Origin of the sequence: Streptomyces sp. MS06 (genome assembly GCF_047200655.1) — a bacterium.
GTDB lineage: Bacteria > Actinomycetota > Actinomycetes > Streptomycetales > Streptomycetaceae > Streptomyces.
The window spans coordinates 15,991-36,854 of sequence record NZ_JBJZOJ010000011.1 but is presented as its reverse complement, the minus strand read 5'-3'; the positions used below and the strand labels follow the sequence as shown (position 1 = coordinate 36,854).

Annotated in this window: 23 protein-coding genes; 5 read left to right on the top strand and 18 right to left on the bottom strand. The window is 73.0% G+C overall.

Annotated elements, in window-relative coordinates:
* Positions 1 to 13 precede the first annotated feature (13 nt).
* Positions 14 to 415 carry a winged helix-turn-helix transcriptional regulator gene (locus ACL02U_RS07770; RefSeq protein WP_412789918.1) on the top strand — a complete coding sequence of 134 codons (402 nt, stop codon included), beginning with the start codon at positions 14 to 16 and terminating at the stop codon, positions 413 to 415.
* Here ACL02U_RS07770 and mutM read toward each other — a convergent pair.
* The 9 genes from mutM to ACL02U_RS07725 form a co-directional block, all read right to left on the bottom strand.
* Positions 388 to 1,248, bottom strand: coding sequence for a bifunctional DNA-formamidopyrimidine glycosylase/DNA-(apurinic or apyrimidinic site) lyase (gene mutM, locus ACL02U_RS07765; protein WP_412789917.1), 861 nt, complete (start codon positions 1,246 to 1,248; stop codon positions 388 to 390). The two genes, ACL02U_RS07770 and mutM, sit on opposite strands and share 28 nt — an antisense overlap.
* A 101-nt stretch (positions 1,249 to 1,349) precedes the next feature.
* Positions 1,350 to 2,168, bottom strand: a complete 819-nt coding sequence (rnc, locus tag ACL02U_RS07760) for a ribonuclease III (protein ID WP_412789916.1) — start codon at positions 2,166 to 2,168, stop codon at positions 1,350 to 1,352.
* A 7-nt stretch (positions 2,169 to 2,175) separates the two neighbouring features.
* On the bottom strand, positions 2,176 to 2,349 hold the full coding sequence (gene rpmF, locus ACL02U_RS07755) for a 50S ribosomal protein L32 (RefSeq protein ID WP_003951102.1): 174 nt from the start codon (positions 2,347 to 2,349) through the stop codon (positions 2,176 to 2,178).
* 2 nt (positions 2,350 to 2,351) lie between these two features.
* Positions 2,352 to 2,999: a YceD family protein gene (locus ACL02U_RS07750; protein WP_412790007.1), complete on the bottom strand. Its 648-nt coding sequence runs from the start codon at positions 2,997 to 2,999 to the stop codon at positions 2,352 to 2,354.
* Positions 3,000 to 3,132: 133 nt separating this feature from the next.
* Positions 3,133 to 4,257, bottom strand: coding sequence for a cell division initiation protein (locus tag ACL02U_RS07745; RefSeq protein WP_412789915.1), 1,125 nt, complete (start codon positions 4,255 to 4,257; stop codon positions 3,133 to 3,135).
* A gap of 112 nt (positions 4,258 to 4,369) precedes the next feature.
* Positions 4,370 to 4,849 (bottom strand): pantetheine-phosphate adenylyltransferase, encoded by a 480-nt coding sequence (coaD, locus tag ACL02U_RS07740; RefSeq protein ID WP_412790006.1) that lies wholly within the window; start codon positions 4,847 to 4,849, stop codon positions 4,370 to 4,372.
* Between the two features lie 26 nt (positions 4,850 to 4,875).
* On the bottom strand, positions 4,876 to 5,463 hold the full coding sequence (rsmD, locus tag ACL02U_RS07735) for a 16S rRNA (guanine(966)-N(2))-methyltransferase RsmD (RefSeq protein WP_412789914.1): 588 nt from the start codon (positions 5,461 to 5,463) through the stop codon (positions 4,876 to 4,878).
* Positions 5,464 to 5,685: 222 nt separating this feature from the next.
* Entirely contained in the window at positions 5,686 to 7,884 is a 2,199-nt protein-coding gene (gene recG, locus ACL02U_RS07730) for an ATP-dependent DNA helicase RecG (RefSeq protein ID WP_412789913.1), read from the bottom strand.
* Positions 7,885 to 8,152: 268 nt separating this feature from the next.
* The gene (locus ACL02U_RS07725) at positions 8,153 to 9,919 is read right to left on the bottom strand and encodes a DAK2 domain-containing protein (protein WP_412789912.1); all 1,767 of its coding nucleotides are present in this window, start codon (positions 9,917 to 9,919) and stop codon (positions 8,153 to 8,155) included.
* A 475-nt stretch (positions 9,920 to 10,394) separates the two neighbouring features.
* Here ACL02U_RS07725 and rpmB point away from each other — a divergent pair, with 475 nt between their 5' ends.
* The gene (rpmB, locus tag ACL02U_RS07720) at positions 10,395 to 10,580 is read left to right on the top strand and encodes a 50S ribosomal protein L28 (RefSeq protein WP_004924906.1); all 186 of its coding nucleotides are present in this window, start codon (positions 10,395 to 10,397) and stop codon (positions 10,578 to 10,580) included.
* Positions 10,581 to 10,826: 246 nt separating this feature from the next.
* Here rpmB and thiD read toward each other — a convergent pair whose 3' ends face one another.
* Together thiD and ACL02U_RS07710 are read right to left on the bottom strand one after the other, a co-directional pair.
* Complete coding sequence (gene thiD / locus ACL02U_RS07715) at positions 10,827 to 11,630, bottom strand: bifunctional hydroxymethylpyrimidine kinase/phosphomethylpyrimidine kinase (RefSeq protein WP_412789911.1); 804 nt, start codon at positions 11,628 to 11,630, stop codon at positions 10,827 to 10,829.
* Entirely contained in the window at positions 11,627 to 12,592 is a 966-nt protein-coding gene (locus ACL02U_RS07710) for a thiamine-phosphate kinase (protein WP_412789910.1), read from the bottom strand. Before ACL02U_RS07710 ends, thiD begins: the two co-directional genes overlap by 4 nt.
* A gap of 227 nt (positions 12,593 to 12,819) precedes the next feature.
* Here ACL02U_RS07710 and ACL02U_RS07705 point away from each other — a divergent pair, with 227 nt between their 5' ends.
* Positions 12,820 to 13,053, top strand: coding sequence for an Lrp/AsnC family transcriptional regulator (locus tag ACL02U_RS07705; protein ID WP_037677600.1), 234 nt, complete (start codon positions 12,820 to 12,822; stop codon positions 13,051 to 13,053).
* A 224-nt stretch (positions 13,054 to 13,277) separates the two neighbouring features.
* Here ACL02U_RS07705 and ACL02U_RS07700 read toward each other — a convergent pair whose 3' ends face one another.
* The 3 genes from ACL02U_RS07700 to ACL02U_RS07690 form a co-directional block, all read right to left on the bottom strand.
* Positions 13,278 to 14,435: a D-alanine--D-alanine ligase family protein gene (locus tag ACL02U_RS07700; RefSeq protein WP_412789909.1), complete on the bottom strand. Its 1,158-nt coding sequence runs from the start codon at positions 14,433 to 14,435 to the stop codon at positions 13,278 to 13,280.
* 70 nt (positions 14,436 to 14,505) lie between these two features.
* Positions 14,506 to 15,516 (bottom strand): NAD(P)H-dependent glycerol-3-phosphate dehydrogenase, encoded by a 1,011-nt coding sequence (locus ACL02U_RS07695; protein WP_412789908.1) that lies wholly within the window; start codon positions 15,514 to 15,516, stop codon positions 14,506 to 14,508.
* Positions 15,513 to 16,310: a lysophospholipid acyltransferase family protein gene (locus tag ACL02U_RS07690; protein ID WP_412789907.1), complete on the bottom strand. Its 798-nt coding sequence runs from the start codon at positions 16,308 to 16,310 to the stop codon at positions 15,513 to 15,515. The genes ACL02U_RS07695 and ACL02U_RS07690 overlap by 4 nt, the downstream gene beginning before the upstream one ends.
* A 198-nt stretch (positions 16,311 to 16,508) precedes the next feature.
* Here ACL02U_RS07690 and cofC point away from each other — a divergent pair, with 198 nt between their 5' ends.
* Positions 16,509 to 17,162 (top strand): 2-phospho-L-lactate guanylyltransferase, encoded by a 654-nt coding sequence (gene cofC / locus ACL02U_RS07685; protein ID WP_412789906.1) that lies wholly within the window; start codon positions 16,509 to 16,511, stop codon positions 17,160 to 17,162.
* Positions 17,163 to 17,171: 9 nt separating this feature from the next.
* Positions 17,172 to 17,375 (top strand): hypothetical protein, encoded by a 204-nt coding sequence (locus tag ACL02U_RS07680; RefSeq protein ID WP_412789905.1) that lies wholly within the window; start codon positions 17,172 to 17,174, stop codon positions 17,373 to 17,375.
* Between the two features lie 111 nt (positions 17,376 to 17,486).
* Here the strand turns inward: ACL02U_RS07680 and ACL02U_RS07675 are convergent, their stop codons facing one another.
* From ACL02U_RS07675 to leuC, 4 genes are all read right to left on the bottom strand, one after another.
* On the bottom strand, positions 17,487 to 18,155 hold the full coding sequence (locus ACL02U_RS07675) for an HU family DNA-binding protein (RefSeq protein WP_412789904.1): 669 nt from the start codon (positions 18,153 to 18,155) through the stop codon (positions 17,487 to 17,489).
* A gap of 136 nt (positions 18,156 to 18,291) precedes the next feature.
* Positions 18,292 to 18,522 (bottom strand): hypothetical protein, encoded by a 231-nt coding sequence (locus ACL02U_RS07670; protein WP_412789903.1) that lies wholly within the window; start codon positions 18,520 to 18,522, stop codon positions 18,292 to 18,294.
* Positions 18,523 to 18,797: 275 nt separating this feature from the next.
* A complete protein-coding gene (gene leuD / locus ACL02U_RS07665; RefSeq protein WP_412789902.1) occupies positions 18,798 to 19,391 on the bottom strand; it encodes a 3-isopropylmalate dehydratase small subunit in 594 nt (197 codons plus the stop codon).
* Between the two features lie 6 nt (positions 19,392 to 19,397).
* Positions 19,398 to 20,831 (bottom strand): 3-isopropylmalate dehydratase large subunit, encoded by a 1,434-nt coding sequence (gene leuC / locus ACL02U_RS07660; protein WP_412789901.1) that lies wholly within the window; start codon positions 20,829 to 20,831, stop codon positions 19,398 to 19,400.
* Positions 20,832 to 20,864: the final 33 nt, after the last annotated feature.

Sequence of the window (20,864 nt, the reverse complement as noted above, 5' to 3'; positions counted from 1 at the left end):
GTAGGCTTGCGCCATGACCGGCACGCCGACGCGCAGCGAGGAGCAGGACCTCCCCTACAACGTGTTCGCCAAGTCCTGCCCCTCCCGCGGGACGCTGGAGCACGTCACGGGCCGCTGGGGGGCACTCACCCTCGGCGCGCTGCACGAGGGGCCGCTGCGGTTCAACGAGTTGCGCCGGCGCGTCGACGGCGTGAGCGAGAAGATGCTCTCCCAGAGCCTGCACGCGCTGGAGCGTGACGGCCTGGTGCACCGCGAGGCCCAGCCCACCAACCCTCCCCGGGTGGACTACGAACTCACGCCGCTCGGCCGCGAGGTGGCCCGGCGGCTGCTGTCCCTGATCCACTTCGTGGAGGGCAGCATGGACGAGGTACTGGCCGCCCGGGACGGCTACGACGGCGGCCGCGGCGCCCGCTGACACCGCGGGCAGTAGTAGCTGGACCGGTTCATCCAGGGCCGCCGCCGCATCGGCGTACCGCACCGCCGGCACGGCAGGCCCTCGCGCCCGTAGGCGTCCAGGGAGCGGTCGAAGTAGCCCGACTCCCCGTTGACGTTGACGTAGAGGCTGTCGAAACTCGTCCCGCCGACGGAGAGGGCCGCGTTCATCACGTCCCGGACGTGGCCGAGGAGTTCCCGGGTGCGGGGACGTGTGAGGCCGGCCGTCGGGCGGTCGTAGTGCAGGCGGGCGCGCCACAGGGCCTCGTCCGCGTAGATGTTGCCGACGCCGCTGATCAGCGACTGGTCCAGCAGGGCCCGCTTGATCGTGGTGCGCTTGCGGCGCAACGCCCGGTGGAAGGCCTCCTCGTCGAAGAGCGGGTCGAGGGGATCGCGGGCGATGTGCGCGATGGCGTCCGGCAGCCCTTCCGGGGTGTTCTCGTGCAGCGACAGGCCGCCGAAGGTCCGCTGGTCGACGAAGCGCAGTTCGGTGCCGAGCGTGTCGGCGAAACGGATGCGGATCCGCAGGTGCCGCTCGGCGGGCGCCTCGTGCGGCTGGACCAGCAACTGCCCGCTCATGCCGAGGTGGGCCAGGACCGACTGTCCGGAGTCCTCCAGCGGCAGCCACAGGTACTTGCCGCGGCGTCCGGGAGAGCCGAAACGGCGGCCCTTGAGGCGGTGGGCGAAGTCGTCGGCGCCGGCCGGGTGGCGGCGCACGGCACGCGGGTGCAGTACCAGGGCGTCGGCGACGGTGCGGTGGGCGACCCACCGCTCCAGGCCCCGCCGTACGACCTCGACCTCGGGCAACTCGGGCATGATCTCCCCGTGAGGGACGGTGGACGAACCGAGCGCCCGCCCCGGTAACGGCCCGGGGCGGGCGCTCGGACGCCGCTGCTGCGCTGTGCGGTGCTGTCTCTTCAGGCTGAGGAGGCCGAGGGGGCGTCCGCGTTCCCCTCGCCGGCGGCGGCCTTGGCGCGCTCGTCCGCCGCGGCGCGGATGGCCCGCCAGGCGGACTCCGCGGCCTGCTGCTCCGCCTCCTTCTTGCTGCGGCCGGTGCCGGTGCCGTACGAGACGCCTCCGACGCGGGCGGCAGCAGTGAAGGTCTTCTCGTGGTCCGGCCCGGTCTCGGTGACCAGGTACTCGGGCACGCCGAGTCCTTCGGTGGCGGTGAGTTCCTGCAGGGACGTCTTCCAGTCCAGACCGGCTCCGAGGTTGGAGGACTTCTCGATCAGCGGGTCGAACAGGCGGTGAACCAGTTCGGACGCCACGTCGAGCCCCCGGTCGAGGTAGACCGCGCCGATCACCGCTTCCAGGGTGTCGGCGAGGATGGACGCCTTGTCCCGGCCGCCCGTGCCCTCTTCACCGCGGCCGAGCCGGATGAAGGAACCCAGGTCGAGGCCGCGACCGACCTCCGCCAGCGCACGCGAGTTGACCACCGCGGCCCGCAGCTTGGCCAGTTGGCCTTCGGGCAGGTCGGGGTGGGTCCGGTACAGCGTGTCCGTGACCACCAGGCCGAGCACGGAGTCCCCGAGGAACTCCAGCCGCTCGTTGGTCGGCAGACCGCCGTTCTCGTACGCGTAGGAGCGGTGGGTCAGCGCGCGCACCAGAAGGGCGGACTCGACGTGGTAGCCGAGCCGCCCTTCCAGAAGCGTGTGGGACGAGGCCTGGTTGTCCGCCTGCGCGCTCCCGTTGGCACGGGAGGACTTGTTCTTCGGCGTGGCCACAGTGCCTCTCACCAGCCGATCAGACCTCGAGGACCTGACGCTTGTTGTAGGTGCCGCACGAGGGGCACGCGATGTGCTGCTGCTTGGGCTCGTGGCAGCGCTCGCACGCGACCAGAGTGGGGACCGCAGCCTTCCACTGCGACCGGCGGTGGCGCGTGTTGCTGCGCGACATCTTCCGCTTCGGAACAGCCACGGCTACTTCTCCTGCTTCTCGGCGGCGCGTGCTGATCGAGGCGCGTCGCCGCTCATCTCGTCCTTATCGCCGGCTTCGAGTGAATCGGCGAGTCCCTGCAAAGCCGCCCAACGGATGTCGGCGGCGTCGTGGTGGTGGTCCGGGTCGTCCGCGAGCCGCGCCCCGCACTGGGAGCACAGACCCGGGCAGTCTTCCCGGCACACCGGCTGCATCGGCAGTGCGAGCACCACCGCATCGCGCAGCAGAGGTTCGAGGTCGAACATTCCGTCCTCGAGGAGGAGCCGGCCCTCGTCGTCCTCGGCGTCGTCGCCGGCGTCCGCGATCACGCGGCCCCGGTCATCGGCGTCGGGGTACGAGAACAACTCCTGGAACTCCGCTTCGACGTCGAGCTGAAGCGGCTCCAGACACCTTACGCACTCCCCCTCGGCCCGTGCACGGGCGGTGCCCGTGACGAGCACCCCTTCCATGACCGACTCGAGGCGGAGGTCGAGCTCCACCGGGGAGCCCTGCGGCACCCCGATCACGTCCTGGATCCCCAGATCCCGGGGCGCGTCGATCGTCCGGGTCAGGCGCTGGAGCGCACCAGGACGCCGACCCAGCTCGTGCGTGTCGAACACGAGGGGGTTGCGGTGGTCGAGGTGGGAGCTCAGGGCCGTTCCTGCTTTCGATGCGTCGAGCGGGGAGCGCTGACGGGTGTTCCCGGGCAGCTGTGATCGCGGACGTTGGTGCGACCGAACAGCCAGGATACTGGACCTTCCCCGGATGACCCAATCCGGCCGCTTCCTACAGGCCGCGGCCCTGCTCGTAGGCCTGGAGCTGCTCCGCGCTGATCATGCCGGTGTCGAAGAGGCTGGTCTCGTCGAGCGCATAGCCCTGCTGACCCTGCTGGACCTGCTGGACCTGCTGGACCTGCTGGACCTGCTGCGGGTCGTACGCGGCCTGCTGCGGGTCGTACGCGACCTGCTGGGCGTCGTAGTCCTGGTAGGCGCCGCCGTCCGCGGGAGCGTAGCCGGAGCCGTGGGCGTAGGGGTCCGCCTGCTGGTAGCCGTAGGCGTCCTGCTGGGCGTACTGCTGCTGGTATCCGGCGTAGGGATCCGGCTGCTGCGGGACCGGGGCGCCGGCCGCCGGGGCGTAGCCGGTGTCCTGGGCGTACGCGGGCTGCGCCCGCTGCTCGGCGGGGACGTCCTGTTCGGCGAGGGCGGCCAGGTCGGCGAGGTAGTCGGCGTCGCTGGAGTGCTGGACGGTGGTGGTGTCGTCGGCCAGGGCGCCCAGGTCGTCGGTGGCGATCCGGCCGTGCAGCTTCTGGCGGCCGCGGCCGACCGCCTCCAGGGTCTTGGCGAGGACGGCCTCGAAGGCGCCGAGCTTGGCGTCGACATAGGCGTCGGCGTCGGCGCGCAGGACCTGCGGGTCCTGGCTGCGCTCGGGGGCGTCCTCGTCCTCGTAGCCCTGCTCGTCCAGGCCGGGGCCGGTGCCGAGGAGCTTCTCGCGGCCGCGGCCGACGGAGCCGAGGGTCTTGGTGAGGACGACCTCGAAGTTGGCGAGCTTGGAGTCGACGTAGTCGTCGGCCTCCGCGCGGACCTCCTCGGCCTCCCCTCGGGCCTCGGCGAGGATGCGGTCGGCCTCGGACTGGGAGCGGCGGGCGATCTCGGTGTCGGAGATCAGCGAGCCGCGTTCGGCGTGCGCGCCGCGGATGATCTGCTCGGCCTCCTGCCGGGCCTGCTCGACCATCTGCTCCCGGCCGCCGATCAGCTCCTGCGCCTGGGCGAGGGAGCCGGGCAGCGCCGCGCGCACCTCTTCCAGCATCGCGAGCAGTTCGGCGCGGTTGAGCACGCACGACGCCGACATGGGCATCGACCGGGCGCTGGAGACCGCGGCGACGATCTCGTCGAGCTTCTTCTGCACGTCCACCGTGTGCTCGCCACTCTCTGCCGATGTGTTGGAGACGGACGGGACGACTGTACGGCCCCGGGGCGGCCGCCCGACACCGGGTGACGGGACGTCAGCGGGAGGGGGCGGGCGGTCAGTCCTTCCGCAGGCGCTCGGTGAGCACCCGAAGGACCTGCTCCGGCACCAGGTGGGAGACGTCGCCGCCCCACGCCGCGACCTCCTTGACCAGGGAGGACGACAGGAAGCTGTAGGTCGGGTTGGTCGGCACGAAGAGGGTCTCGACTCCGGTGAGGCCGTTGTTCATCTGGGCCATCTGGAGCTCGTAGTCGAAGTCGCTCACCGCTCGCAGGCCCTTGACGATGGCGGGGATGTCGCGTTCCTTGCAGAAGTCGACGAGGAGGCCGTGGAAGGCCTCGACCCTGACGTTCGCGTACTCGGCGGTGACCTCGCGGATCAGGTCGATCCGCTCCTCGATCTCGAACAGGCCCTTCTTGGACTTGTTGATCATCACCGCGACGTAGACCTCGTCGTAGAGCCGGGAGGCCCGGGAGATGATGTCGAGATGTCCGTTGGTGATCGGGTCGAACGACCCGGGGCAGACGGCGCGGCGCACTGGTGTCCCCTCGCTCTCCGGTCCGGTCATCGTGCGTCTTCGCACGTAGAGGCGGCGCGACCGTACCAAAACGTTCCCTCGCCGTAGCGACGGGCCCGGATCGCGTCGAAGCCCTCGGGCCACCGGAATTCCCCGCCTCTGGTGCTGCGCTCCACGGTGACGAGGGCTTCCCCGGCGAGCCAGCCCTCCGCGCGGAGTGTGAGCAGGATCTCCCGAAGATCGTCGTCCGGGACCGCGTAGGGCGGGTCCAGGAAGACCAGGCCGTACGGCCCGTCCGGGGGCGAGGAGCGGACGATCTGCTCCGCTTTGCCCGCCCGGACCTCGGCGCCGGGCAGGCCGAGCGTCCTCGCGTTCGCCCGGAGCGTGCGGACGGCCCGGGCGTCGGCCTCCACCAGCAGGGCGTGGGCCGCGCCGCGGGACAGCGCCTCCAGGCCGACGGCACCGGATCCGGCGTACAGGTCGAGGACGCGTTCGCCGTCCAGCGGGCCGCCCAGCAGCGACCGCCAGGTGGAGAACAGGCCCTCGCGCGCCCGGTCGGAGGTGGGGCGGGTGCCGGTCCCCGGCGGAACGGCGAGTCGGCGCCCGCCGGCGGCGCCGGCGATCACGCGGGTCATCTCAGTCCTCGGTGGTGTCGCGGTCGGTGGCGGGCCGGGTGCGGCCCGGTGCGGCGGCGGCAGGCGGGGAGCGTCGCCGCAGCGGCGTCCGGTGCGTCGTCTCGGCGGGCCGGCCGGACGTCCTCGTACGGGGCGCGTACTCGGGGTTCGGGCCGGTGCGGCGAGCGGGCGTGCCGGGCGTCGCGGCGGGGCGGGCGTCGGCCGTCGCGCGCCTCCAGTCTTTCAGCCTTTCTCCAGGTACCGCTCCCGCTCCTCGTCCAGCAGGGCGTCCAGCGCCGTGCGCAGCCCCGGAAGCCGTTCCAGCTCCGGGTCGGCGGCGACCACCGCGGTGGCCTCCTTTCGCGCCTCGGCGATGATCTCCTCGTCGTCGACGACGGTGAGGACGCGGAGGCTGGAGCGGGCACCGGACTGGGCCTGCCCGAGGACGTCGCCCTCGCGGCGCTGCTCCAGGTCGAGACGGGACAGCTCGAAGCCGTCCCGGGTGGCGGCGACGGCTCCCAGGCGCTGCCGGGCCGCGCTGGCCTCCGGCATCTCGGTGACCAGCAGGCACAGGCCGGGAGCGGAGCCGCGGCCGACCCGGCCGCGCAGCTGGTGCAGCTGGGAGACGCCGAAGCGGTCCGCGTCCATGATCACCATGGCGGTGGCGTTGGGCACGTTCACGCCGACCTCGATGACGGTCGTGGCGACCAGGACGGCGGTCTCGCCGGCGGCGAACCTTCGCATCACGGCGTCCTTGTCCTCGGGCGCCATCCTGCCGTGCAGCACCTCGACCCGCAGGCCGTGCAGCGGGCCCTCGGCGAGCCGGGCGGCCACGTCGAGCACGGCGAGCGGCGGGCGCCGCTCCGCCTCGTCCTCGGCGGACCTCGCCTTCTTCCCGTCCTCCTCCTCGTCGCCGATCCGCGGGCAGACGACGTAGGCCTGGTGGCCGCCGTCGACCTCCTCGCGCACCCGTTCCCAGGCCCGGGCCAGGAAGTGGGGCTTGTCGGCTGCCGGGACCACGTGGCTGGCGATCGGCGAGCGGCCGGCCGGCAGCTGGTCGAGGACGGAGGTCTCCAGATCGCCGAAGACGGTCATGGCGACGGTCCGCGGGATGGGTGTGGCGGTCATGACGAGCAGGTGCGGGGGCTGCTTGCCCTTGCCGCGCAGGGCGTCGCGCTGCTCGACGCCGAAGCGGTGCTGCTCGTCGACCACGACCAGCCCGAGGTCGTGGAACTGCACCTTGTCCTCGATCAGCGCGTGCGTCCCGATCACGATGCCGGCCTCGCCGGTGGCGAGGTCCAGCAGTACCCGGCGCCGGGCGGCCGCGCCCATGGACCCGGTCAGCAGGACGACCTTCGTGGCGTGCTCGGCGCCCCCGAGCATGCCCCCCTCGGCCAGCTCCCCCATCATCTCCACGACCGACCGGTGGTGCTGCTGGGCGAGCACCTCGGTGGGGGCCAGCATCGCGGCCTGGCCCCCGGCGTCCACGACGGCGAGCATGGCGCGCAGCGCGACGAGCGTCTTGCCGCTGCCGACCTCGCCCTGCAGCAGCCGGTGCATCGGGTGCTCGGTCGCCAGGTCCTCGAAGATCTCCCGGGAGACCCGCTGCTGGCCGTCGGTGAGGGTGAACGGGAGGCGGTCGTCGAAGGCGCCGAGCAGGCCGTCCGGCCCCGGTCTGCGCGGGACCGCGGGAAGCTGGGCGTCGGCATGCCGGCGCCGGGCCAGGGCGACCTGCAGCACGAAGGCCTCGTCCCACTTCAGCCGGTCGCGCGCGGAGGCGATGTCGGCTTTGGTCTGCGGGCGGTGGATCTTCTGCAGGGCCTCCGGCAGGGAGACCAGCCCGCGGCCCGCGCGGAGCGGTTCGGGAAGCGGGTCGACGGCCTCCCCGGCGCTGGGCAGCACCGTCTGGACGGCCTTGCCGATCTTCCAGGACTCGAGCTTGGCGGTGGCCGGGTACAGGGGGATCAGCGCCCCGGCCCAGTCCTCCACCGGGTCGTCCGTGTCGGCGTGCAGCAGTTCGTACGCCGGGTGGGCCAGTTGGAGGCGCCGGTTGAACACGGAGACCTTGCCGGCGAACATCGCCCGGGTGCCCGGCAGGAGTTCCTTGTGGGGTTTGTGCACGCCGTTGCCGAAGAAGACCAGTTGCAGCCGGCCGCTGCCGTCGGTGATGGTCACCTCCAGGCGCTGGCCCTTGCCGCGGGGCGCCCTGGCCGAGGCGAAGGAGTGCAGCCGGGCGTCGGCGACCTGGGCGACGACCGTGACGTGCTCCTCCATGGGGAGGTCGGACAGCCGGGTGAGCTGGCCCCGCTCCTCGTATCTGCGCGGGTAGTGGTGGAGCAGATCGCCGACGGTGTGCAGGCCGAGGTGCTCGGCCATCACCTTCGCGGTGGCGGGGCCGAGCACCTTCTTCAGGGGTTCTTCCAGTGCGGGCACGAGATCCATTGCACACCACGCCACCGACAACGCGCGTCACCCGTCGCCCGGGCAGCCGGGACACCGAGGGAAACCCGGGACGGGCACCGGCCGCACGGGGCCGGTGCGCGGGGCCGGTTCGGGCAGGCCGGGTGCCGGTGTCCGGCGCTCCGCTGCCGCGGTCCGGCCGCCGGCGGACGCGGGGCGCGCCGCCGGCTCCGGGTCGACCCGTGCGCCGGGCCGACCCGTACGCCGGGCGCGGACCCGCGGTGCAGGCACCGGCCCGGGCGCGACCGGCTCATTCCACGCCGATGAGCAGCAGGGCGCCCTGCCGGCCTCCCCGGTAGGCGACGGTGTCGACGGCCAGGTACGTCTCGCGCACGCGTGCTTCGAGGTGCTCGGCGATGTCCTCGGGGGCGCCGTCGCCGAGGACCAGGGTGACCAGTTCGCCGCCCGCCGCCAGCATCCGGTCCAGGACGGTCTCGGCGATCGCGGTGACGTCCGCGCCGATGACGGCCACGTCGCCTTCGATGAGCCCGAGGACGTCGCCGGCCTGGCAGATGCCGGCCATCGTCCAGGACTGCCGCTCGGCGACGGTGACCTCGGCGTGCCGGGTCGCCCCCGCCGCCGAGGTCATGGCGACGACGTCCTCGTCGAAGCGGCGCTCGGGCTGGTGCACGGCGAGCGCGGCGAGGCCCTGGACGGCCGAACGCGTCGGGATCAGGGCGACCCGGACGCCCTCCGCGCGGGCCTGCTCGGCGGCGGCCGCCGCCACGTGGCGCAGTTCGGCGTCGTTGGGCAGCAGCACGACCTCGCGGGCGTGGGCCCGCCGTACGGCCTCCACGAGTTCCCCGCTCGCGGGCGGCTCCCCGGGGCGGGCGAGCACGGTGGTGGCTCCCGCCCCGGTGCACAGTTCCGCCAGGCCCTCGCCGGGAACCACCGCGACGACGGCCCGCTCGGCCCGCTCGTGCGCGGGCCGAGCGCCGCGGGCGGTGTGCGCGTCGCCGGCGCCGAAGTGGGTGATCCGGATCCGGTGCGGCCGCCCGGCCTCCACCCCCGCCTCCACGGCGGCGCCCGCGTCGTCCACGTGGACGTGGACGTTCCACAGGCCGTCGCCGCCGACGACGACGAGCGACTCACCGAGGGCGTCGAGCCGGCCGCGCAGGCGGACGACGGCCTCGTCGTCGGACTCCAGGAGGTAGATCACCTCGAACGCCGGGCCGGCGTCCGCGGTGGCCGCGTCGTCGGGGCAGTCGGGGGACGCGTCGCCCGCGGGCGCGCCCGGCGTCCACCGGTCCGGACGGTCCGCTTCCGCGCCGGGGCCGGTCTGCGGCACGGCGGGCGCCGCCACCGGGACGGGCGGCGGGGTCTGGCCCGTGAACGTCTCCACCAGTGCCGCGAGCACCGCGAGCAGTCCGCGCCCGCCCGCGTCCACGACGCCCGCGCGAGCCAGCGCGGCCAGTTGTCCGGTGGTGGCGGCCAGCGCGGTGCGCGCCCCCTCGTAGGCGGCCCGCGCGACCGCCCCGCAGTCGCCCTCGGCCCGGTCGGCGGCGTCGGCGGCGGCCGAGGCGACGGTCAGCACCGTGCCCTCGACGGGATGGGCGACGGCCCGGCGGGCGGAGTCTGCCGCACTCCGCAGGGCGAGTCGCAGCCCGGGCCCGTCGGTGTGCGGCGGGCCGCCGTCGCCGGCGAGCACCCGGGCCATGCCGCGCAGCAGTTGGGCGAGGATCGTCCCGGAGTTTCCGCGGGCGCCGATGAGCGCTCCGTGCGCCATGGCGTGCAGGGCGTCGGCCAGTGCGGGGGGTGCGTCGTCGCCGGGGCCGGTGCCGGCACCCGCCTCGGGTCCGGTGGCGAACCGCGCCTCGTGGCCCGTGAACACGGCTTCCACCGCGGCCGACGCCGACTCCAGGGTGAGGTAGAGGTTCGTCCCGGTGTCCCCGTCGGCGACCGGGTACACGTTGATCGCGTCGATCTCCTCGCGTGCCCGGCCGAGCGCGTCCAGCGCGAGGCCGCACCAGGTGCGCACCGCGAGTGCGTCGAAGAACGTCTGCGGCACCTGCGGCACCTGCGCCTCCTCTGACCTGTCCGGCCGATCGTGCCGCGGACGCGGGCCGGCACGCGCGTCCGCCGCGTTGTCGTCTGTCCCCCGCACGCCCGACCGGGTCGCGCGGGGCGCTCGCGCTCCGTGCCGGGCCGTCTCGCGGACGCCCCGCACCGGGGAGTACGCGCCGCTGCTCCGGCGGGGGCACCGCGCGGCGCGGCCCGGGCCCGGCGGGCGGGCTCCGGGGTCGCCGGACGTGGGACGCAGCGTAGACCGTGCAGCGGGCCCCGCCGGTGGCGGGCCTGGGGCAGCCCCCTGAGCTGCCATGGTAGTTTCGGTATCCGGGCGCAGCCGTTGTATGCTGCTCCGGTTGCCCGATCCGATCGGGCTTCCACACCTGGCAACGCCACTCGGATCTCGAAGCGGTCTCGCATCCAAGATCTGTTTCCCGGCATGCCGGGATCGACCGTAAGCGCATCTGAAGTCTTTGGAGTGACCCGTGGCTGCCAACTGCGACGTCTGCGGCAAGGGGCCGGGCTTCGGCAACAACATCTCGCACTCGCACCGCCGTACGCCCCGCCGCTGGAACCCGAACATCCAGCGTGTGCGTACCGTGGTCGGCGGGACGCCGAAGCGCGTCAACGCTTGCACCTCGTGCATCAAGGCGGGCAAGGTCTCGCGCTGACGCTACCGCAGTCGAGCGCGCGGCCACTGTCTGGTTCGCTGCACGAAGCCGGTCCACCTCGGGGTGGGCCGGCTTTTCGCTGTGCCCGGTCCCGGGCCGGGTCCGGGCGCGGTGCGGACGGCACCGCGCTCCGGCGACGGGCAGGGTGCACGGTACGCGGCGGCCGTCGGCCGCCGGCGACGGGGCAGCGAGCGGCCGCGGGTCAGCCCTGCGCGGCCGCGGGAGTCAGCGCCGCACGGCCGCGGGTCAGCCCCGCGAGGTGCCGCGGCCGAGGTTCCATCCGTGGTCCACGGGCCCGATCCCGGCGCCCAGCGCGAACCCCGCCTCGATGGCGCCGGTGACGTACTCCTTGGCAGCCCGCACCGCCTCCGGCACCGACCGGCCGCTCGCCAGACCGCAGGCGACGGCGGACGCGAGGGTGCAGCCGGTGCCGTGGGTGTGGCGGTTGTCGCGGCGCGGGGCGCGCAGCCAGTGCTCCTCGGTGCCGTCGGTGAGCAGGTCCACCGCGTCGCCCGCGAGGTGACCGCCCTTGATCAGCACCCAGCGCGGCCCGTAGGTGAGGACCGCGGCCGCGGCGTCACGCAGCTGCGGCTCCGACTCCACGCGCACCCCGGTCAGTTGCGCCACCTCGTCGAGGTTGGGGGTGGCGACCGTCGCGACCGGCAGCAGCCGCGTGCGTACGGAGTCCAGCGCGGCGGCGGCGAGCAGCGGATCCCCGTGCTTGGAGACGCCCACCGGGTCGATCACCGCGGGCGCGGCGGTGCCGGCGACCAGTTCGGCGACCGTCTCCACCAGTTCGGCGGAGGACAGCATGCCGGTCTTGACGGCCTGGACGCCGATGTCGTCGACGACGCTGCGGTACTGCGCCCGCACCGCCGCCGCCGGGAGCTCCCAGGCGCCCTGGACGCCGAGCGAGTTCTGCGCGGTGACCGCGGTGATCACGCTCATGCCGTGCACGCCGTGGGCGAGCATGGTCTTGAGGTCGGCCTGGATCCCGGCGCCGCCCCCGGAGTCGGAGCCGGCGACGGTGAGCACCCGGGGGCGGTTCACGACTCGATGTCCGTGAAGTGGTCCCAGCCGCCCTTCCTGGTCCACGGCGCCCCGTCGACCGTCACCTGCGGCAGCGCCGAGGGGTTGAGCACCTCGCCGACGACCTTCCAGCGGGCGGGCAGCTTGGCGTCGGGCGGGAAGGTGGCGACGATCGCGTGGTCCTCGCCTCCGGTCAGCACCCACTGCAGCGGGTCGACGCCCACGGCCTGGCCGATGTCGTTCATCTGGGTCGGGATGTCGATGGCGCCGGAGCGGATGTCGATGCGCACCTTGCTGGCCTCGGCGATGTGCCCGAGGTCGGCGATCAGCCCGTCGCTGACGTCGCACATCGCGGTGGCCCCCAGCGCGGCGGCGGCCGGGCCGGCGTGGTACGGCGGTTCGGGGCGGCGGTGGGCCTCGACGAAGGCGCGCGGTGAGCGGAAGCCGCGCGCGAGCACCGCGTACCCGGCGGCGGACCAGCCGAGCCAGCCGGTCACCGCGACCAGGTCGCCGGGCTGCGCGCCGGCCCGGGTCACCGGCTCCTGGTTGCGCAGGTCGCCGAGCGCGGTGATCGACACCGTGATCGTGTCGCCGCGAACCACGTCCCCGCCGACCACGCAGGCGCCCGCGACCTGGCACTCGTCGCGCAGTCCGTCCATCAGCTCGGTCGGCCAGGTCACCGGCAGTTCGGCCGGTACGACCAGGCCGAGCAGGAGCGCGGTCGGCACGGCGCCCATGGCCGCGATGTCCGCGAGGTTCTGCGCGGCCGCCTTGCGTCCCACGTCGTACGCCGTGGACCAGTCGCGCCTGAAGTGGCGGCCCTCCACCAGGATGTCGGTGCTGGCCACCACCCTGCGGTCGGGTGCGGCCACCACCGCGGCGTCGTCGCCCGGGCCGACCCGGACCGCCGGGGTGGTGGTGAGACGGGAGGTGAGCTCCCTGATGAGCCCGAACTCCCCGAGCTCACCAACAGTGCCCTTCATTGCCCTCTCTCCCCTTCTGTCCCTGAACGTTCCCGGTCTGTCCCCGAACGTTCCCGGTCGCACCCGACCAGTGTCCTCGATATGGTCGCCCCGACCGCCCACTTCGGCCGTGCCCGCACCCCGGCGCGCGCCTCGCGGTTCCCCCGGGTCTCCCCGCGGCGAGCGGTGACGCGATACCGTGGCGTTCCTTTTCCCCACATGATCCTCGTGGCCGCCCTGGAGGTTCCGTGGTACAGGCGTACATCCTGATCCAGACGGAGGTCGGCAAAGCGTCGACCGTCGCCGAGACGATCAGCAAGATCCCTGGAGTCGTCCAGGCCGAGGACGTGACGGGTCCGTACGATGTCATCGTGCGCGCCCAGGCCGACACGGTCGACGATCTGGGACGCATGGTGGTTGCCAAAGTCCAGCAGGTGGACGGCATCACCCGCACGCTGACCTGTCCGGTCGTTCATCTGTAGCCCCCGTCCCGTCATCCCCCTGCAGTCCCCCGCCGTTTCCCCCTACACCCCGTCCACCCCTTGCCGACCGTCCGTACCGGCCGGTGACCGCCTCCGCGGTCGCCGGCCGTTGCGCGTCGCGGCCCGGGCCGCCGCGAAAGGCTGCTCCTCAGCAGACGACGGCGCCCGGGCGGCGGTTCCCGCACCGGGCGCCGGCCTCCCCGGCCGCTCCGCGGACCGGGCGGCTACCGCAGGCCCGTGGACCGGCGCAGGGCCGCCTGGATCAGCCGGTCCACCAGCTCGCCGTAGGCGATCCCGCTCGCCTGCCACATCTGCGGGTACATCGAGATCGGCGTGAAGCCCGGCATGGTGTTGATCTCGTTGATGACGAACTCGCCGTCCTCGGTGAGGAAGAAGTCCGCGCGGACCAGGCCCTCGCAGGACGCCGCCTCGAAGGCGTCCACGGCGAGGCGGCGCACCCGGGAGGTCTCCTCCTCGGTCAGCGGGGCGGGCACCAGCCCCGGGGTGGAGTCGATGTACTTGGCCTCGAAGTCGTAGTACGCGTGGGTGTCCGGCGGCGGGATCTCGGCCGGTACGGAGGCGCGCGGGCCGTCCTCGAACTCCAGGACACCGCACTCGATCTCGCGTCCCCGCAGCGCCGCCTCCACGAGGATCTTCGGGTCGTGGCGGCGGGCCTCCTCGATCGCCTCGTCGAGTCCGGAGGGGTCGTCGACCTTGGTGATGCCGATCGAGGAGCCGGCGCGGGCGGGCTTCACGAACAGCGGCCAGCCGTGCTCCCCGGCGAACTCCGCGATCCGGCGGCGGGCGGCGGGCCGCTCCCGCTCCCACTCGCGCGGGCGGACCACCAGGTACGGGCCGACCTTGAGGCCGAAGGAGTCGAAGACCCGCTTCATGTACTCCTTGTCCTGGCCGACGGCCGAGGCCAGGACGCCCGAGCCCACGTAGGGCACCCCGGACAGCTCCAGCAGCCCCTGGAGGGTGCCGTCCTCGCCGTAGGGGCCGTGCAGCACCGGGAAGACGACGTCGACCTCGCCCAGGGCCTTGGGGACCGAGCCCGGCTCGCTGTAGACGACCTCGCGGCTGGCGGGGTCGACCGGGAGCACCACGGCGCCCTCGCGCGACTCGGCGAGTTCCGCGACGTCGGGCGTACGGCGCTCGCTGATCGCCATCCGCTCCGGGTCGTCGGCGGTGAGCGCCCAGCGGCCGTCCCTGCTGATACCGATCGGCAGGACGTCGTACCTCGTCCGGTCGATGGCCTTGAGGACGGCGCCCGCGGTGACGACGGAGATCCCGTGTTCGGAGCTGCGTCCGCCGAACACCACGGCCACGCGCGGTTTGCGGGGCTGCTGCTCAGGGCTCTGGGGGAGGTTCTCGGTGCTCATATCGCGTTGAGAGTACCGGGTGGTGGTGCCGGGAGACAGCGTCCGCCCCGGGCCGAACGGGGGGCGTCGCTCAACGTCGTTCCGGCTTCGCGCTGCGCGACATCAGCTCCTTCAGGGCGACCACCGGAGGTTTGCCCTCGTGGACGATGCCGACGACCGTCTCGGTGATGGGCATGTCTACGCCGTGCCGGCGGGCCAGGTCCAGTACCGACTCGCAGGACTTGACGCCCTCGGCGGTCTGCCGGGTGACCGCGATCGTCTCCTGAAGGGTCATGCCCCTGCCGAGGTTGGTGCCGAAGGTGTGGTTGCGGGACAGCGGCGAGGAGCAGGTCGCCACCAGGTCGCCCAGTCCGGCGAGTCCGGAGAAGGTGAGCGGTTCCGCGCCCATCGCCAGGCCGAGCCGGGTGGTCTCGGCGAGACCGCGGGTGATGAGGGAGCCCTTGGCGTTGTCGCCGAGGCCCATGCCGTCCGCGATGCCGACGGCGAGGCCGATGACGTTCTTGACGGCGCCGCCCAGTTCGCAGCCGACGACGTCGGTGTTGGTGTACGGCCGGAAGTACGCGGTGTGGCATGCCGACTGCAGGCGCTGCGCGACCGCTTCGTCGGTGCACGCCACCACCGCCGCGGCCGGCATGCGGGCGGCGATCTCGCGGGCCAGGTTGGGGCCGGTGACGACGGCGACGCGTTCCGGGCCGACCTTGGCGACGTCCTCGATGACCTCGCTCATCCGCATGGTGGTGCCCAGCTCGACGCCCTTCATCAGGGAGACCAGCACGGTGCCGGGGGCCAGCAGCGGCGTCCACCGGGCGAGGTTGGCGCGCAGTGTCTGCGAGGGCACGGACAGCACGGTGAAGTCGGCGTCCGCGGTCGCCTCGGCGGGATCGGTGGTGGCGCGGACGCGTTCCGGCAGCTCCACGCCCGGCAGGTAGTCCGGATTGGTCCGGGTGGTGTTGACCGCTTCCACGACCTCGGGGCGGCGGGCCCACAGTGTGACCTCGCAGCCGGCGTCGGCGAGCACCATGCCGAAGGCCGTGCCCCACGAACCCGCACTGAGCACGGCCGCCTTGACCGGGTTGCTCACTTGCTCTGCCCTTCCGCCCGCTGTCCGGGGAGTTCCTCCCGGGAACCGCCGCTGCCCTTCTGCGCCCGGGTGCGGCGCCGCTGCTCGATACGCTCGCGGCGCGGATCGTACGGCGTGTCGGGCGCCTTCTCGCCGCGGATCTCCTCGAGCTGGCGGGTGACGGCGGCCATGATGGTCTCGGTGGCCTCGCGGAGGACCTCCGCGGTCATCTCCCTGCCGTAGAAGCGGGACAGGTCCACGGGCGGGCCGGCCAGCACGCGGTGGGTCTTGCGCGGGAGCAGCCGCGGCTTCTTCGCGTACGGCGGCAGCAGTTCGTTGCAGCCCCACTGGGCGACCGGGATGACCGGGCACTTGGTCTGCAGGGCGACGCGGGCCGCGCCGGTCTTGCCGGTCATGGGCCAGCCGTCGGGGTCGCGGGTCAGGGTGCCCTCGGGGTAGAAGGCGACGCACTCGCCGCGTTCGACGGCGTCGATCGCGGCGCGGAAGGCGCTCAGCGCGTCCGTGGACTCGCGGTATACGGGGATCTGGCCGGTGCCGCGCATCGCGGCGCCCACGAGGCCCTTCCTGAAAAGCCCGCTCTTCGCCAGGAAACGCGGGACCCGTCCGGTGTTGTACTGGAAATGGGCGTAGGCGAAGGGGTCGACGTGCGAATTGTGGTTCACCGCGGTGATAAATCCACCCTCGGCCGGAATGTGCTCCATTCCGCGCCAGTCGCGCTTGATCAGCGCCACCAGCGGCGGTTTGCAGATCACCGCGGCGAAGCGGTACCAGAAGCCGATTCTGCGGCGGGGCACGCGAACACCTTCCTCTAGGGCTGCCTCCCGGGCCGGGGGCCGCACAAGTGTCGCCCCGGGCCGCCGGTCTGTCGAGAACACCGTACGCCCGCACCTGCGCCGCCACCGCCCGTCCACCGGGCTTCCGGCCGCGGCCGGCGCGGGGGCGGCGACGGGCCCGGGGGACAATGATCGCGACGAGAGAGGGGCGGTACGCAGGTGCGGTGGACCTTGGTGATCCCCCTGAAGCCCTTGGCGCGGGCCAAGAGCAGACTCGCGGGCGCGGTACCCGACGGGGTGCGCCCCGGTCTCGTGCTCGCCTTCGCGCTGGACACGGTGTCGGCGGCGCTGTCGTCCCCCGCGGTCCGCGATGTGGCGGTCGTCACCCACGACGCGCGGGCGGGGCGCGAGCTGTCGGCGCTGGGCGCGCTGATCGTGCCCGACGAGCCGCCGGACGGGCTCAACGCGGCTCTGGCGCACGGGGCGGCGGCGGTGCGCGCGGCCCGGCCCGGGTGCGCGCTGGCGGCACTGAACGCGGATCTGCCCGCATTGCGTCCGCCGGAACTGACCCGTGTTCTGGACGCGGCGGCAGAATTCCCGCGGGCTTTTCTTCCGGATGCGGCGGGGATCGGCACGACGTTGCTGGCGGCCGGCCCGTGCCGGGAATTGTCGCCCGCTTTCGGCCCGCGGTCGCGGGCCCGGCATCGCGCCTCGGGGGCGGTGGAGGTGCGGGTGGCGGGGGTGGATTCGGTGCGCCGGGACGTGGACACCGGCGAGGATCTGCGGGCGGCGCTGGCGCTGGGGGTGGGCCCCCGGACGGCGGCGGCCTGCCGGGCGGTTCCCGGCGCCGCGCCGGCGGCGGGCGGGCAGTAGGCTGCGTTCATGCAGGCGACCGCGTACACGTACGACCCCGGGACCCGCAGCGGGCAGGTGCTGCTCGACGACGGCACCGCGGTGGCCTTCGACGCGCCCGCGTTCGACGCGGGCGGGCTGCGGCTGCTCAGGCCGGGGCAGCGGGTGCGGATCGAGACCGAGGGCGCGGGTGGCGCGCTGCGGATCACGCTGGTGACGCTGCAGACCCTGTGAGTACGTGAGGACCGGGCGGCCGCCGGTCGGCGCCGGTGCGTGCGGGGCGGACGCGCCGCGGGCCGGCCTCCGAGGGGAGTCCGGCCCGGCGCGTGGGTCGCCTGTGCACCGCTACTTGCGGGCGGCGGCCTTCTTGGCGGTGGTCTTGCGGGCGGAGGACTTCTTGGCGGGGGCCTTCTTGGCGGTCGCCTTCTTCGCCGGGGCCTTCTTCGCCGTCGTCTTCTTGGCGGCGCCGGCCTTCTTGGCGGCGGCCGTCTTCTTGGCGGCGGCGGTGCCGGCCTTCTTGGCGGGCGCCTTCTTCGCCGCGGCCTTCTTGGCGGCGGCGGTCTTCTTCGCCGGCGTCGCCTTCTTCGCCGCGGCCTTCTTGGCGGCGGCCGTCTTCTTGGCCGCGGCCTTCTTGGTTGCGGCCTTCTTCGCGGCCGCCTTCTTGACCGTCGCGGAGGCGCCTCCGGTCAGGCTGCCCTTGGGGGCCTTCTTGACCGCGATGTCGTTCTTCGGAAGCTTCTTCGAGCCGCTGACCAGGTCCTTGAAGCCCTGGCCTGCGCGGAAGCGCGGAACGGAGGTCTTCTTCACCCGAACCCGCTCGCCCGTCTGGGGGTTGCGGGCGTAGCGGGCCGGGCGGTCGACCTTCTCGAACGAACCGAAACCGGTGACCGAGACCCGCTCTCCCCCCACGACCGCGCGGACGATGGCGTCCAGGACCGCGTCGACAGCGTCGGCGGCCTGCTGGCGGCCGCCCAACTTGTCGGCAATCGCTTCTACGAGCTGCGCCTTGTTCACGTCTTCCCCTTCGGAGACATCGCCGGAACGAAACTGTTCAGGCTTTTTCGCACGTTAGGCAGATATATACCGCAAATCAAACACGAAACGGGCTTATCACCCGTGCGCCGCAACGGACTCGGCTGCCTTGATGTGCTCAGCGGTCCTCTTCGGGCAGCCGCCCGGCGTCGAGGTCCGCCGTGAACGCCTCCAGACGCCTTGCCGCTCCGGCGAGATCGTGCTTGGCCGCGGCCGTAATGACCAGCAGCTTCCGGGTCAGCGCCATCCGTACGCCCTCCGGGACTTGCAGTGCGCGCACTCGTGCGTGCGCTTGTTTGAGGTGGTCCGCGACTGCCGCATACAGCTCGAGTTGGCCGTCGTGTTCCATGCACAGATTGTGCCATCTGGGGCGAGTTGTCGCCCGCCCAGGGGGCAACTGCCGCCTCCTCGCGCCTTCCGCGCGTCCGGCCGGGCCGCGCGCCGGCATCCCGTGTACCCGGACAACAACCGACCCAACCAAGGGAGTTGAGGCGCCCGTCCGAGGTGCGGGGGGGGCCGTTCGGGTGCAGACACGGCTGTACCCCCGATCGGGCCGATCGGGGGTACAGGGGTGTGCTGCGGTGGCCGAAACTCGCCCCGTTCAGAGGCGGGCGGCCACTTGGTTCAGACCTGGACGGTCCGCGGCTTGTGCGACGGCCGCTCGGCCTCGTACGCCGCGATGTCGGCCTCGTTCTGAAGCGTGATGGAGATGTCGTCCAAGCCGTTCAGCAGCCGCCAGCGGGCGTTCTCGTCCAGTTCGAAGGCGGCGGTGACGCCCTCGGCCCGCACCTCGCGGCGGTGCAGGTCGACGGTGATCTCGACCTCGTGGTCCTGCTCCGTGAGCGCCCACAGCGCTTCCACGGCGTCCTGCTCCAGAACCACCGTGAGCAGGCCGTTCTTCAGCGAGTTGCCGCGGAAGATGTCGGCGAAGCGGGAGGAGATCACGGTCTTGAAGCCGTAGTTCTGCAGGGCCCACACGGCGTGCTCGCGGGAGGAGCCGGTGCCGAAGTCGGGGCCGGCGACCAGCACCGTGGCGCCCTGCCGCTCGGGTCGGTTGAGCACGAACTCGGAGTCCTTGCGCCAGGCCTCGAACAGCCCGTCCTCGAAGCCGTCCCGGGTGACCTTCTTGAGCCAGTGGGCGGGGATGATCTGGTCGGTGTCGACGTTGCTGCGGCGCAGCGGGACGGCCCGGCCGGTGTGGGTGGTGAATGCTTCCATGACTGATCAGACTCCAGCGGGCGTGCGGGCGGCGTTCTCGTCGTTCAGGTCGGCCGGGGAGGCCAGGTGGCCCAGTACCGCGGTCGCGGCCGCGACCTGCGGCGACACCAGGTGGGTGCGTCCGCCCTTGCCCTGGCGGCCCTCGAAGTTGCGGTTGGAGGTGGACGCCGAGCGCTCACCCGGCGCGAGCTGGTCGGGGTTCATGCCCAGGCACATCGAGCAGCCGGCGTGCCGCCACTCGGCGCCGGCCTCCTTGAAGACGACGTCCAGCCCCTCGGAGACGGCCTGGAGGCCCACCCGCGCGGACCCGGGCACGACCAGCATCCGTACGCCGTCGGCGACTTTGCGGCCCTGCAGGATCCCGGCGGCGGCGCGCAGGTCCTCGATGCGGCCGTTGGTGCAGGAGCCCACGAAGACGGTGTCCACGTCGATGGAGCGCAGCGGCTGGCCGGCCTCCAGTCCCATGTACTCCAGGGCCTTGTCGGCGGCCAGGCGCTCCGAAGCGTCCTCGTACGAGGCCGGATCGGGGACGGACGCCGAAAGCGGGGCACCCTGGCCGGGGTTGGTGCCCCAGGTGACGAACGGGGACAGCTCTGCGGCGTCGATGACCACCTCGGCGTCGAACTCGGCGTCGTCGTCGGTGCGCAGCGTCCTCCAGTACGCGACCGCGGCGTCCCAGTCCGCGCCCTGCGGGGCGTGCGGGCGGCCCTGGAGGTAGGCGAACGTGGTCTCGTCGGGGGCGATCATGCCGGCGCGGGCACCGGCCTCGATCGACATGTTGCAGATGGTCATGCGGGCCTCCATCGAGAGCTTCTCGATGGCCTCGCCGCGGTACTCCAGGACGTAGCCCTGGCCGCCGCCGGTGCCGATCCGGGCGATGATCGCGAGGATCAGGTCCTTGGCGGTGACGCCCGCGGGCAGCTCGCCGTCGACCGTGATCGCCATGGTCCTGGGGCGGGCCATCGGCAGCGTCTGGGTGGCCAGCACGTGTTCGACCTGCGAGGTGCCGATACCGAACGCCAGCGCGCCGAAGGCGCCGTGCGTGGAGGTGTGCGAGTCGCCGCAGACCACGGTGGTACCGGGCTGGGTCAGGCCCAGCTGCGGGCCGACCACGTGCACGACGCCCTGCTCGACGTCGCCGAGGGGGTGCAGCCGCACCCCGAACTCGGCGCAGTTCTTGCGCAGCGTCTCGAGCTGGGCCCGGGAGACCGGGTCGGCGATGGGCTTGTCGATGTCGAGGGTCGGGGTGTTGTGGTCCTCGGTGGCGATCGTCAGGTCCAGGCGCCGCACGGTCCGGCCGCTCTTGCGGAGGCCGTCGAAGGCCTGCGGGCTGGTCACCTCGTGCAGCAGGTGCAGATCGATGAAGAGGAGGTCGGGCTCGCCCTCGGCGCGCCGGACGACGTGGTCGTCCCAGACCTTCTCCGCGAGTGTCCTACCCATCGCTTTCCCTCCGGCCGGCGAACGTCCTCCGGC

Bases quoted from the DNA above. Each gene is read 5' to 3' on its own strand.
- recG (WP_412789913.1), bottom strand. From the start codon at position 7,884: ATGGATCTCGTGCCCGCACTGGAAGAACCCCTGAAGAAGGTGCTCGGC.
- leuD (WP_412789902.1), bottom strand. From the start codon at position 19,391: ATGGAAGCATTCACCACCCACACCGGCCGGGCCGTCCCGCTGCGCCGC.
- leuC (WP_412789901.1), bottom strand. From the start codon at position 20,831: ATGGGTAGGACACTCGCGGAGAAGGTCTGGGACGACCACGTCGTCCGG.
- rsmD (WP_412789914.1), bottom strand. From the start codon at position 5,463: ATGACCCGCGTGATCGCCGGCGCCGCCGGCGGGCGCCGACTCGCCGTT.
- ACL02U_RS07700 (WP_412789909.1), bottom strand. From the start codon at position 14,435: ATGAGCACCGAGAACCTCCCCCAGAGCCCTGAGCAGCAGCCCCGCAAA.
- ACL02U_RS07710 (WP_412789910.1), bottom strand. From the start codon at position 12,592: ATGAAGGGCACTGTTGGTGAGCTCGGGGAGTTCGGGCTCATCAGGGAG.
- mutM (WP_412789917.1), bottom strand. From the start codon at position 1,248: ATGCCCGAGTTGCCCGAGGTCGAGGTCGTACGGCGGGGCCTGGAGCGG.
- ACL02U_RS07670 (WP_412789903.1), bottom strand. From the start codon at position 18,522: ATGGAACACGACGGCCAACTCGAGCTGTATGCGGCAGTCGCGGACCAC.
- ACL02U_RS07680 (WP_412789905.1), top strand. From the start codon at position 17,172: ATGCAGGCGACCGCGTACACGTACGACCCCGGGACCCGCAGCGGGCAG.
- ACL02U_RS07770 (WP_412789918.1), top strand. From the start codon at position 14: ATGACCGGCACGCCGACGCGCAGCGAGGAGCAGGACCTCCCCTACAAC.